The organism is Bacteroides propionicifaciens DSM 19291 = JCM 14649, from assembly GCF_000375405.1.
Lineage (GTDB): Bacteria > Bacteroidota > Bacteroidia > Bacteroidales > Bacteroidaceae > Bacteroides_E > Bacteroides_E propionicifaciens.
On sequence record NZ_AQWS01000011.1, the window covers coordinates 67,636 to 80,343 of the forward strand.

At 38.0% G+C, this 12,708-nt stretch carries 12 protein-coding genes; 7 read left to right on the top strand and 5 right to left on the bottom strand.

The features are described 5' to 3' along the window. Positions 1-56: 56 nt before the first annotated feature. Positions 57-710 (bottom strand): uracil phosphoribosyltransferase, encoded by a 654-nt coding sequence (gene upp / locus B091_RS0104780; RefSeq protein ID WP_018108871.1) that lies wholly within the window; start codon positions 708-710, stop codon positions 57-59. Positions 711-982: 272 nt separating this feature from the next. Between upp and pckA the strand changes: the two genes are divergently transcribed. Further along, positions 983-2,590, top strand: a complete 1,608-nt coding sequence (pckA, locus tag B091_RS0104785; RefSeq protein WP_018108872.1) for a phosphoenolpyruvate carboxykinase (ATP) — start codon at positions 983-985, stop codon at positions 2,588-2,590. 55 nt (positions 2,591-2,645) lie between these two features. On the opposite strand, the gene dusB is transcribed toward pckA, so the two are convergent. Continuing rightward, on the bottom strand, positions 2,646-3,644 hold the full coding sequence (gene dusB / locus B091_RS0104790) for a tRNA dihydrouridine synthase DusB (protein ID WP_018108873.1): 999 nt from the start codon (positions 3,642-3,644) through the stop codon (positions 2,646-2,648). Positions 3,645-3,841: 197 nt separating this feature from the next. On the opposite strand from dusB, the gene B091_RS0104795 reads away from it, so the two are divergent. The 3 genes from B091_RS0104795 to dprA are packed head-to-tail and all read left to right on the top strand — an operon-like array spanning position 3,842 to position 6,680. Further along, positions 3,842-5,128, top strand: coding sequence for a peptidase U32 family protein (locus tag B091_RS0104795; RefSeq protein ID WP_018108874.1), 1,287 nt, complete (start codon positions 3,842-3,844; stop codon positions 5,126-5,128). Positions 5,129-5,139: 11 nt separating this feature from the next. Continuing rightward, complete coding sequence (locus B091_RS0104800; protein WP_018108875.1) at positions 5,140-5,547, top strand: acyl-CoA thioesterase; 408 nt, start codon at positions 5,140-5,142, stop codon at positions 5,545-5,547. A gap of 5 nt (positions 5,548-5,552) precedes the next feature. Beyond that, complete coding sequence (gene dprA / locus B091_RS0104805) at positions 5,553-6,680, top strand: DNA-processing protein DprA (RefSeq protein WP_018108876.1); 1,128 nt, start codon at positions 5,553-5,555, stop codon at positions 6,678-6,680. A 175-nt stretch (positions 6,681-6,855) separates the two neighbouring features. Here dprA and B091_RS0104810 read toward each other — a convergent pair whose 3' ends face one another. Genes B091_RS0104810 through B091_RS0104820 form a run of 3 tightly spaced genes read right to left on the bottom strand, consistent with a single transcriptional unit; the run spans position 6,856 to position 10,322 of the window. After that, a complete protein-coding gene (locus B091_RS0104810; protein WP_018108877.1) occupies positions 6,856-7,611 on the bottom strand; it encodes a succinate dehydrogenase/fumarate reductase iron-sulfur subunit in 756 nt (251 codons plus the stop codon). Positions 7,612-7,637: 26 nt separating this feature from the next. Then, a complete protein-coding gene (locus B091_RS0104815) occupies positions 7,638-9,581 on the bottom strand; it encodes a fumarate reductase/succinate dehydrogenase flavoprotein subunit (protein WP_018108878.1) in 1,944 nt (647 codons plus the stop codon). 57 nt (positions 9,582-9,638) lie between these two features. Further along, on the bottom strand, positions 9,639-10,322 hold the full coding sequence (locus B091_RS0104820) for a succinate dehydrogenase/fumarate reductase cytochrome b subunit (RefSeq protein WP_018108879.1): 684 nt from the start codon (positions 10,320-10,322) through the stop codon (positions 9,639-9,641). A 616-nt stretch (positions 10,323-10,938) separates the two neighbouring features. Here B091_RS0104820 and B091_RS0104825 point away from each other — a divergent pair. From B091_RS0104825 to B091_RS0104835, 3 genes are all read left to right on the top strand, one after another. Continuing rightward, complete coding sequence (locus B091_RS0104825; protein ID WP_018108880.1) at positions 10,939-12,126, top strand: tyrosine-type recombinase/integrase; 1,188 nt, start codon at positions 10,939-10,941, stop codon at positions 12,124-12,126. A gap of 4 nt (positions 12,127-12,130) precedes the next feature. Then, positions 12,131-12,466 carry a hypothetical protein gene (locus tag B091_RS0104830; RefSeq protein WP_018108881.1) on the top strand — a complete coding sequence of 112 codons (336 nt, stop codon included), beginning with the start codon at positions 12,131-12,133 and terminating at the stop codon, positions 12,464-12,466. 24 nt (positions 12,467-12,490) lie between these two features. Then, a partial coding sequence (locus B091_RS0104835) for a transposase (RefSeq protein WP_018108882.1) occupies positions 12,491-12,708 on the top strand: 218 nt, incomplete at its 3' end.

Below are 12,708 nucleotides of genomic sequence, written 5' to 3' on the forward strand. Positions count from 1 at the left end.
TTACGAAAAAGGTAGTTAACACCTTCGATCACAAGATACGATTTAGCTAATTGCTTTTACTCTTTTTCACCATAAGCCAAGTCACCAGCATCGCCAAGACCAGGAACAATATAAGAGTGTCCATCAATTTCTGGATCGATAGCTGCACACCAAATGGTGGTACGATCTTCAGGGAAGATGCTCGCAATATGATCAACCGAAGCTTGACTTGCAATAATAGCTGCAACATGAATATGTTTTGGTTTCCCTTTAGTTAGCATTGCTTGATAACTAAGCTCCATACTTCCACCTGTAGCAAGCATCGGGTCAGTGATAATAAGAATTTTGTCGTCAATACGAGGAGAAGCTAAGTATTCGATGTGAATATCAAACTTCAAAATATCTTTGTACTTTCTGTAAGCAGAAACAAAAGCATTTTCAGCATAATCTAAATAGCTTAAAAAGCCTTGATGAAAAGGAAGTCCTGCCCTTAGAATAGTGCTTATAACAACTTCAGAATCGGGTGTACTAACCTTAGCGGTCCCTAGAGGAGTGGTGACATCTTTGGTAGAATAGTCGAAAGTCTTGCTTATTTCGTAAGCCATAATCTCTCCAATTCTCTCCAAATTACGTCTGAATCTTAATCTATCATTTTGGATTTCCACATTTCGTAACTCAGAGACATACTGATTCAGTACGGTGTTGTTGTCGTTCAGATTAATTATCTTCATTATTAATAGATGGTTTTAAAACTTTTGGGAAGTTTTTGGATATTTTGAATGCAAAGTAACAGATATTATTCCAATTGACAATACACAGAAACTAGATTTTGACTTTTAAAATGTTAAAGAGGGAGCTATAGTCAAATATTTAAACATTAAATAGGTTTTATTATTTAATTATACTAATTTCATTACTAACACATATAGCACTCATCGGGAATACAGTATATTCTGGTCTTTACCAACCCTAAAACCTACTATACCACCTAAAATTTAAAACTATGAATGAACTAGATTTAAGCAAATACGGTATTATAAATGTAACACAAATCTTACACAACCCGTCCTACGATACTTTATTTGCTGAAGAAACTAAACCAGGCTTAACGGGCTATGAAAAAGGTCAGGTAACTGAGCTTGGAGCTGTAAATGTCATGACTGGAGTATATACCGGTCGCTCTCCTAAAGACAAGTTTATTGTCAAAGATGCTATTACGGCAGATACAGTTTGGTGGAATTCTCCAGAATATAAAAATGACAATAAACCTACAACCCAGGAGTGCTGGAAAGCTGTAAAAACTCTAGCACAAGAACAACTCTCAGAGAAGCGACTCTTTGTAGTTGATGCATTTTGTGGTGCAAATGAGCACACCCGACTCAAAATTCGTTTCATTACCGAAGTAGCTTGGCAAGCTCACTTTGTAAAAAATATGTTTATTAGACCCACGGAGGATGAGTTAAAGAATTACGGTGAGCCTGATTTTGTGGTTCTAAATGCGTCTAAAGCTAAGGTTAAAAACTACAAAGAACTTGGACTGAATTCGGAAACAGCAGTGGTTTTTAACTTTACAGAACGTATTCAAGTCATTTTAAACACTTGGTATGGTGGTGAAATGAAAAAAGGAATGTTCTCATATATGAACTACATCCTGCCGCTAAAAGGAATAGCCTCTATGCACTGCTCTGCCAATACCGACCTAAACAACGATAATACAGCCATATTCTTTGGACTTTCGGGTACGGGTAAAACCACCCTATCTACCGACCCCAAACGACTCTTGATTGGAGATGATGAACACGGATGGGATGATGAAGGAGTATTCAATTTTGAAGGAGGTTGTTATGCAAAGGTTTTTGATATTTCGAAAGAAAAAGAACCAGATATTTATAATGCCATCACAAGAGACGCCCTTTTAGAAAATGTTACTGTTGATAAAGATGGTAATATCGACTTCAAAGACAAGTCATTGACAGAAAACACACGCGTTTCTTACCCCATTTATCACATTGAAAACTGTGTTAAACCTATTTCTAAAGGTACTCCTGCCAAACAAGTAATATTCTTATCGGCAGATGCCTTTGGAGTACTTCCACCTGTATCTATCTTAACGGCTGAACAGACAAAATATTATTTTTTATCTGGATTCACAGCAAAATTAGCAGGGACAGAACGTGGGATAACGGAGCCAACACCTACCTTCTCAGCTTGTTTTGGTTCAGCATTTTTATCACTTCATCCCACAAAATATGCCGAAGAGCTCGTTCGTCAGATAGAGTCATCTCAAGCCCGGGTTTACCTTGTAAACACGGGTTGGAATGGGTCAGGCAAGCGAATTGCACTCAAAGATACAAGAGCCATCATTGACGACATTTTGAACAGAAGTATTGATACAGCTCCCACGAAGTTTATTCCTTACTTCAATTTTGAGGTACCCACAAATCTTCCAGGTGTACAAACATCTATTCTAGACCCTAGAGATACCTATAAGAATCCTGAAGAATGGGATGTCAAGGCACGAAATCTAGCTCAAATGTTTATTGAGAACTTTAGAAAGTTTGAATACAACAGCGCAGGAAGAGCATTAGTGGACGCAGGGCCCAAATTGTAAACCATAAAAGATATTAATCAAAAAAATCACGCTAAAGTTTAGCGTGATTTTTTGATTAAACCAACGAAGTAGTAACATCGTATTTCTGAGGAATACTATCGAGTATTTCGAATAACTCTTCAACTGACTCTGCTCTGAGCATGGCTATACGCGTATCTCTAAAGTTGGCAATTCCTTTAAAAAGGTTTGTAGCAGCCAGATGTCTTCGGGTATGAATAATCCCACGTCTTTCGTCAAAACGATCAATGCTACTTTGAACTTGCTCTTTAAGAATTGAAAGATACCATTCAAAAGGTTTCGCTTCAAGCTCTTGCCCAGTTTGCATATAATGCTTCATCTGTTCAAAAATCCAGGGACGACCAATTGCAGCTCTCCCCACCATAATGGCATCTACTCCATAGCGATCAAAATGCTCTTTAGCCTGCTGGGCAGAAGTAATATCACCATTACCTATTATAGGTATATGCATGCGAGGATTATTCTTAATATCTCCTATTAGGCTCCAATCAGCTTCTCCCTTGTACATCTGAGCTCTAGTTCGACCGTGAACCGTGAGCGCTTCGATACCACAATCTTGAAGCTTTTCGGCCAAATCGACTATGATTTTGCTCTCGTCATCCCAGCCTAAACGTGTTTTAACCGTTACAGGGATATTAACAGCCTCTACAACAGCCTTTGTGATTTCAATCATCTTTTCGGGTGTTTTCATCATTCCCGAACCAGCACCTTTGCCAGCAACCTTGCGAACAGGACAACCAAAGTTAATGTCCAAAATGTCAGGTTTAGCAGCTTCAACAATTTTAGCAGCTTCGACCATCGCATCGGTCTCCTTACCATAAATTTGAATCGCTACAGGGCGCTCTTCCTCATAGATATTAAGCTTTTCAGTCGTACGATTTACCAAGCGAATCAACGCATCACTCGACACAAATTCTGTATAGACCATATCGGCTCCAAACCGCTTGCACATCAGGCGGAAAGCAGGGTCGGTTACATCCTCCATGGGAGCCAAAAAAATGGGGTTAAGTCCTAAATCTATATCTCTTATTTTCATCTTTAATGAACAACTATATTATTTATACTAATTCTAATTTTGGAGCAAAAATACAGAAAAAAGTCTACCTTTGTGCAGTCTAAAGTCCTATACCTTCATAATTTATACTTAATAGAAGTGATTATGTATTTATTGAGACTAAGGCGCAGATTCTGTAAGACATCTAAAAACTGTTTTACTCTAATAATTTCCACGTTATGAATTATAAGTTAGAAGATTTTGAAATAATGGCACCCGTTGGCTCAAGAGAGTCTTTAGCAGCTGCCATTCAAGCAGGAGCCAATTCTATCTATTTTGGAATTGAAAACCTGAATATGCGTGCGCGTTCTGCCAACACGTTTACTATTGATGACCTACACGAAATAGCAAAAACCTGTGCCGAGCACAATATGCAAAGCTATTTAACGGTAAACACCATCATTTATGACAACGACATCACCCTGATGCATAAGATTATTGATGCTGCTAAACAGGCAAATATATCGGCTGTTATTGCAAGTGATGTTTCGGTAATGAGCTACGCCAAAGAGATTGGTCAAGAAGTCCACCTCTCAACTCAGCTAAACATCACCAACATCGATGCACTCAAGTTTTATGCCAACTTTGCCGATGTAGTAGTATTGGCACGTGAGCTAAATATGGATCAGGTTGCTGAGATCTACGAACAGATTATAGAACAAAACATCTGTGGACCTCGTGGTGAGTTAATTCGTATTGAGATGTTCTGTCACGGAGCACTTTGCATGGCAGTATCGGGTAAATGTTATCTGTCACTTCACGAAGTGGGTCACTCGGCCAACCGCGGAGCCTGCATGCAAATCTGCCGAAGAGCCTACACTGTAACCGATAAAGATACAGGTATCGAACTCGATGTTGAGAACGAATACATTATGTCTCCCAAAGACTTGAAAACCATTCATTTTATCAATAAATTGATGGATTCGGGTGTAAGAGTACTCAAAATTGAAGGTCGTGCTCGTGGGCCTGAATACGTAAGAACTGTTGTAGAATGCTACAAACAAGCAATTAAAGCTGTAATTGACGGCGATTATACCGATGAGAAAATTGAGCATTGGAACGACCGCCTAAAAACAGTCTTTAATAGAGGCTTCTGGGACGGTTACTATCTAGGTCAACGTATTGGTGAATGGAGCAAGAACTACGGTTCTGAAGCTACTGAACGTAAGGTTTATGTAGGAAAAGCCATCAAATATTTTGGAAATATCGGTGTTGCTGAGTTTAAACTTGAAGCATCAGAACTCAACGAAGGCGATAAACTTTTGATTACAGGACCCACTACTGGTGCACTCTTCCTTAATTTAGAGGATGCTCGAGTAGATTTACAACCTGTTAAAACAGTAAATAAAGGGGAGAACTTCTCCTTTAAGATTGAAGATAAAGTTCGACCAAACGATAAGCTTTACAAGATTGTAAAAGCCGAAGAGTTAAAGAAAAAAAGAGCTAACGCTAAGAATTCTAAATAAAGGAATAGATTATGGAAAAGTATATTTTTGAATTAGATTTTAAGGTGAGAGATTACGAATGTGACCTCCAAGGCATTGTCAATAATGCCAACTACCTCCACTATTTTGAGCATACTCGTCACGAGTTTCTAGACAATATGAATATCAACGTATTAGAACTCCATAACCAAGGTATTGACCCTGTTATTGCACGTGTGAATATGGCACTCAAAACACCTTTGACCAGTGGAGATGAGTTTGTTTCTAAACTATTCCTCACCAAAGAGGGTATCAAATATACTTTTCATCAAGACCTATTCCGCAAATCGGATAACCGAGTGGTTGCCAAGGCCAAAATCGAAGCCGTAACCATTATTAATGGACGACTTTCGAGAAGCGAATTATTTGATCAGGCCTTTGCGCCCTATATTAAAGCGTAAAACATATGGATGAAGCAATCTACAGCATTGCATTAACCCAAATACCAAGAGTTGGTGCTATTAGTGCAAAACGTCTTTTAGATGTGGCCGGTAGCGCCACTTTTCTTTTTGAGCATATCAGTGAATTGGCAAGCCAAAAATCTCTTAAGCCTTGGCTAGTCGATCAAATAATGCATGCAGAGTCTTATATTGAAAAGGCGACCAAACTTATTGAGCAGACCCGAGCACTTGGCATTGAGTTAATCCCCTACTCTAGCGACCGATATCCTAGCCGCCTGAAAGAGTGTGACGATGCTCCAGTATTGCTCTATTATAGAGGAGAGAACATCAACCTCAACAGAAAGCATATCATAAGCATTGTAGGCACCCGACACATCACAACCTACGGACAGCAAGTTTGCCAGGCGATTGTAAGAGATTTACAAGCCGCAAACCCCGATATTCTCATCCTAAGTGGCCTTGCCTATGGAGTAGATATTTGTGCTCACAGAAGCGCCTTAAACGAGGGTTTAGACACAATCGGCGTTCTGGCACACGGGCTTGATCGGGTTTATCCTGCAGCACACCGACAAATAGCTCAAGAGATGATGCACCATGGCGGATTAGTTAGTGAATTTCCCATTGGAACAGAGCCCGACCGCTTTAACTTTGTAAGTAGAAACCGAATTATAGCAGGTATGAGTGACGCAACTCTGATTATCGAATCGGCTAGTAAAGGAGGTTCTCTGATAACAGCAGAATTTGCAAACACCTACAATCGAGATTGCTTTGCAGTTCCAGGCAAAATATCGGATCCCTATTCTGCTGGTTGCAATAAACTCATAAAAAACAATCAAGCACAGCTTGTAGAATCGGCAAAAGATATCCTTGAAGCACTGGATTGGATTCTGGCAACTCAGAAGGTAAGCAAGCAAAAAGAATTAGATTTGGAGGTCGAGACTACTCCGCTACCCCATTTGAGTAAGGAAGAAGAGCTAATCTATACTGAATTAAAGAGTAAAGGAGAAACCCAGATTAATGAATTGCTAATAACATCAGGATTACCCATAAGTAAACTTCAAACCCTACTCTTTGGATTAGAGATGAGGGGAATAGTCAAGGCCAAAGCTGGAGGAATCTACCAGCTTACCTAAATAGAAATGAGCTACTGGCAATCTAATAACGAGTTACTAGGAAGAAGTAAACGAGTAAGTCGTTTTTTGTTTAGAGCCTAGGCTGATAATTCTTACTAATTTAAATCAATAAAAAAATCCCCACTGCATCAGAAGATGAGTGGGGATTTTTAATATTTAATAGCCTAATACAAGATTAGTCTTTTAATTTCGCACTGATGAACTCTCTATTCATACGCGCAATATTGCTAATTGAAATGCCTTTAGGACACTCAGCTTCACAAGCACGTGTGTTAGTACAGTTACCAAAGCCTAATTCATCCATTTTAGATACCATAGCCTTAGCACGACGAGCAGCTTCAACTTTACCCTGAGGTAAAAGATTTAGTTGGCTGATTTTCGCAGAAACGAAAAGCATAGCCGAACCGTTCTTACATGCAGCTACACATGAACCACAACCAATACAAGAAGCAGCATCCATTGACTTTTCAGCAATATCTTTAGGGATAAGGATAGCATTTGCATCTTGAGGTGCACCAGTGTTCACACTTACATAACCACCAGCTTGGATGATTTTGTCGTATGAGCTACGGTCAACCATAAGGTCTCTAATTACTGGGAAACCTGCAGAACGCCATGGCTCAATAGTGATTGTCTCACCATCGTTAAAACGACGCATGTAGATTTGACAAGTTGTTGCTCTTACACCAGGTCCGTGTGGATGTCCGTTAACATATAATGAACACATACCACAGATACCTTCACGACAGTCGTGATCAAACACAATTGGCTCTTTACCTTCGTTGATAATGCGCTCGTTAAGGATGTCAAGCATCTCAAGAAGAGAGATTGACTGGTGAATATCTTTCATTTGGAATGTTTCGAAAGAACCTTTTGCTTTAGGTCCTTTTTGACGCCAAACTTTTAGCGTAAAACTTATATTTTTATCCATTGTTGAGTTTCTTTAAAATGTTAAACTTATGACTTGTAGTTACGTGTTTGTACTGGAGTTTCTTCATAAACTAAATCTTCTTTGATTAGTTCAGGATCAGATTCTTCACCAGTATATTTCCAGCAACCCACAAAGAAGAATTTATCATCGTGACGAAGAGCTTCGCCTTCTTCAGTTTGATGTTCTTCTCTAAAGTGACCACCACAAGACTCTTCACGCATCAATGCATCGTGAGCCATTAGAAGACCAATTTCAATAAAGTCGGCCACACGTAGTGCTTTTTCAAGCTCAACGTTAAGCTCGTTAACATCTCCAGGAATACGAACGTTAGACCAGAATTCTTTTTTAACCTCTTTAAGTTTACCAATAGCCGTAGTAAGAGATTTTGCTGTTCTACCCATACCCACGAAGTCCCACATAACAAGACCAAGTTCTCTGTGAAGAGAGTCAACCGAACGTTTACCGTTCACAGCTTTAAGCTTGTTGATTTTATCTTTCAACTCTTTTTCAGCTTTCTCAAACTCAGGAAGATCTGTTGAGAATCTAGGAACTTGAATTTGATCTGATAAGTAGTTTTGGATAGTATAAGGAAGTACAAAGTAACCATCAGCAAGACCTTGCATTAGGGCAGATGCTCCTAGACGGTTAGCACCGTGATCAGAGAAGTTAGCCTCACCAATAACAAATAGTCCTGGTACATTACTCATCAATTCATAATCAACCCATAGTCCACCCATTGTATAGTGAATAGCTGGGAAAATCATCATTGGAGATGTGTAAGGATCTGTATTTTTGATCTCTTCGTACATATCGAAAAGGTTACCATATCTATCAGCAACAACATCTTTACCAAGACGGTCGATAGCATATTTGAAATCAAGGAATACAGCTAAACCTGTGTTGTTAACACCAAAACCAGCATCGCAACGCTCTTTAGCAGCACGTGAAGCAACGTCACGAGGTACTAGGTTACCAAATGCAGGATATCTACGCTCTAGGTAGAAATCACGATCTTCGTCAGGAATATCGGTTGGTTGTTTTGTTCCAGCTTGAAGTGCTTTTGCATCTTCTAGTTTTTTAGGAACCCAAATACGACCATCGTTACGAAGTGACTCAGACATCAATGTTAATTTAGACTGGTGGTCACCGTTAACAGGAATACAAGTTGGGTGAATTTGAGCAAAACATGGGTTTGCAAATAGAGCACCTCTCTTGTAACATTGGATAGCAGAAGAACCGTTCGAAGTCATCGCGTTAGTTGACAAGAAGAATGCATTACCATATCCACCTGTTGCAACAACAACTGCGTGAGCAGAGAAACGTTCAATCTCACCAGTAACAAGATTTCTTGAAAGAATACCACGTGCACGGCCATCAATTAGGATTAAATCCATCATGTCGTGACGAGTATAAAGCTCAACTGTACCTAGGTTTACTTGTCTCATTAGCGCTGAGTAAGCACCAAGAAGAAGCTGTTGACCAGTTTGACCACGTGCATAAAACGTACGTGATACTTGAGCACCACCGAAAGAACGGTTAGCAAGTGTACCACCATAATCGCGAGCAAAAGGAATACCTTGAGCAACACATTGGTCTATAATAGCGTTAGACACTTCAGCTAGTCGGTACACGTTCGACTCTCTAGCACGGTAGTCACCACCTTTAATAGTATCATAGAAAAGACGGAAAACAGAGTCTCCATCATTAGTATAGTTTTTTGCAGCGTTAATACCACCTTGTGCAGCAATAGAGTGAGCACGGCGAGGTGAATCTTGAATACAGAAGTTTTTAACGCGGAAACCCATTTCACCAAGAGATGCAGCAGCAGAAGCTCCAGCTAAACCTGTTCCAACGATAATAACATCAAGACGACGCTTATTAGCAGGGTTCACCAATTTTTGGTGGTTTTTATAGTTATTCCATTTCTCAGCTAATGGTCCTGCAGGTATTTTAGAATCTAACTTAGTCATAATGCAATTTGAATTTTAATACTTGTTTAAATACTTTATTAATCTCCGTAGCCTAGGTTATAAGCTAGCGATGTAAAACCAAACAACTACCAAGATAAATCCTGCTACAACAACTGTAGAGAAGATGTTTGAGACAACTTTCCAGCGATTAATCCATAAATCGTTGCTCCATCCAATTGATTGGATAGCGCTCCAGAATCCATGAGTTAAGTGGAACCATAAAGCAATTAACCATACGATGTAAAGGATGGCGTAAATTGGATTTGAAAAAGTATAAGCTATAAATCCAGCTCCATCATGAACAGCATAATTTTGTCCACCAAGAAGAACTTCATGGTTACCCACAATTTCTTGGAATTGCATATTATACCAAAAGTTAAATAAGTGAAGACCTAAACCAAGTAGTACTATGATACCTAATACTAACATGTTTTGAGAGGTCCATTTCACTGTTTCTCTGCGTTCAACTACAGCATATCTCTCATTACCACGAGCTTTTCTGTTTTGAGCTGTTAGCCAAAAAGCATAAACTATGTGAGTGATAAACAGTGCAGCTAGACCCATTGTTGCTACTAGTGCATACCAGTTAGCTCCCAAAAACTCACAAATAAGGTTGTAAGCTTCAGTAGAAAAAATTGCAACAAGGTTCATTACCAAGTGAAAGGTCAGGAAGAGAATTAGGGCGATACCCGTAACACTCATCACCACTTTTCTTCCTATTGATGAATTCGTTAACCACATAAATGATTGATTTTAAAATTATTTAATTGTTTGAGTTATAGATGTCAGTCGAAATCAGATTTATATACTTGCAAAAATAGCTGAAAACATTGAGTATACAAAGCGAATAAAGAAAGAATTCTTTAATGTGGTTTTGGTTACTTTTTGTTCATTAAACAGAACATTAAAACAGATTCTTTTAGATATGCTTAAGGTTAACTATCAATATGTTAGACAATAAGGGATAAAACACAATTATCGGCTTAAACAATGCTGTAAAAGAAGTTTCCTAAAGTGTTAAATATTTATTTATTCTGAGCATTAGTACATTTAAAAGAGTATAAATGCAAAAAAAAGGATTGAGGGAAGTAGAAACAAAAAACCCCTACAAGATTTATCTGTAGGGGTTTAATTTTGGTGCCCAGACCCAGAACACAACCCTAATAAAACAACATCACACAAATAACACTCAAAACCCCTTATACAAAGCAGTTTGATGATATTTACTATTTGCTTATGTTATGCTAATTATAAGCTTTATTAGCCTTATTTTGTCATTACTTTGTCCCTACTTTGTCCCTATGATACAAAAAGGTTTATTATATTTGTAGGTAAAGAAAGGTAAAAGGTTTATATAATGGCTAAGAAAGTTAGTGCAGTAAAAGAAAACCCTAGACTTGAACAAAGAAAGTCTAAACAGGGTATTATTAGATTATCATTAAGATACAACTTAGGTACTCAAGCCTATACTGATGATAATACAGGGGAAACTAAATACAAGACTATACACAAACGTGAAAGCCTTGACCTATCATTAATAGCAAGCCCTAGAACTCCAGCAGACAGAGCGTTGAATAAAGAAACCTTAGAACTAGCCCAAAAGATAAGGTTTGAGAAAGAACAACAGTTTAAAGAACAGAAAGACGGTTATAGACTAGAGAGAAACAAAGATATCAACTTCTTAGATTTCTTTGAAAGCTATATATACAACTACAATAAGAAAGATAAGAGAAACCTAAAGGTTGCTTACAATCGTTTTAAGGACTTTCTACAAGATGAGCCTCAATACAATATATATAAGGATTATATCAAACCTCAACAGCTTACTAAAGATATGATGAGGTTATTTGTAGAGTATTTACAAAGTAGAAGTATTGGAGAGGGTGCAAAAACAATATACCAACGCTTTAAGAAAGTAATCAACTATGCAATAGAGCAAGATTTGATACTAAAAAACCCTTGTATAGGTGTAGTGTGTAAAGCTGATGATAGCACACTTAGAAAAGATATTTTGAGTATGGAAGAAATTAAGCAACTCATACAAACAGAATACAAAGACCAAAACCCACAGGTTAGAGATGCTTTTATCTTTTGCCTATGCACAGGGTTAAGATTTTGTGATGTAGATGCTTTGACCTATTCAAGTGTGGACTACTCTAATAAAACACTAACCTTTGAACAGCATAAGACTAGGGGGCACAGTGCAAACAGTGGGGTTGTAGTGCCTCTTTCTAATACAGCCCTTACCCTTATAGGCAAACCCTCAACAAATACCCCTAGCAAAGAACTAATCTTTGAGTTACCTAGTTACACAGCATGTAGTAAAGCCCTCAAAAGATGGATTAAACGTGCTAAAATAGATAAACATATTACATGGCATTGTGCTAGACATAGCTTTGCTACCAATTCTTTAATGATGGGGGCAAATATAGCCGTTGTAGGTAGTCTTTTAGGTCATAGTGGACTAAGACATACAATGAGGTATTTAAAGGCAGTAGATGCACAGAAAAGAGAAGCTACTAATAGAATGAACTTTAATATATAATACTATGATTAAGACAAACAAAAAAACAGTTTACTATGAAGTTAATACAAACAGTATGGATGATAATACTTCAAAGTCTATAGTTAAGGGAGATACTTTAGAATGTGTAGAGTGCTTTAATATTAATGAAGCAGATAATAAAAATTGTATAGCACTATTAAAAGGGTCAATTACAATACTAGCAATAGTAAAACAGTTATCTAATGGCTCTATTGAATTTCATTATAAGAATGAATCTTATAAGCCTAAAAGAGTTGTAGTTTCTGATATTGAAAAGTTGTATCTAATAAATTCTATTACAAGGAGTGGACTTGCTAACTTTACCCGCACAACTAGTTAAGGGATAAAAAACTATCTTTATCCAATGAAACAACGAAAAGTATACAACCGAGAGTTTAAAGAAAATGCAGTCAAGTTGAGTTATGAAAGAGATAACTTAAGTCAGTTTGCTCGTGAGTTAGGAATCTCAGTCAAGCAACTCTATAGTTGGCGAAGCCAATACAAGATTAAAGGATCAGAGAGCTTCCCTGGAAATGGTAATACGGCATTGAGTGAGGATGCTAAAGCGTTAGCACAGCTGAA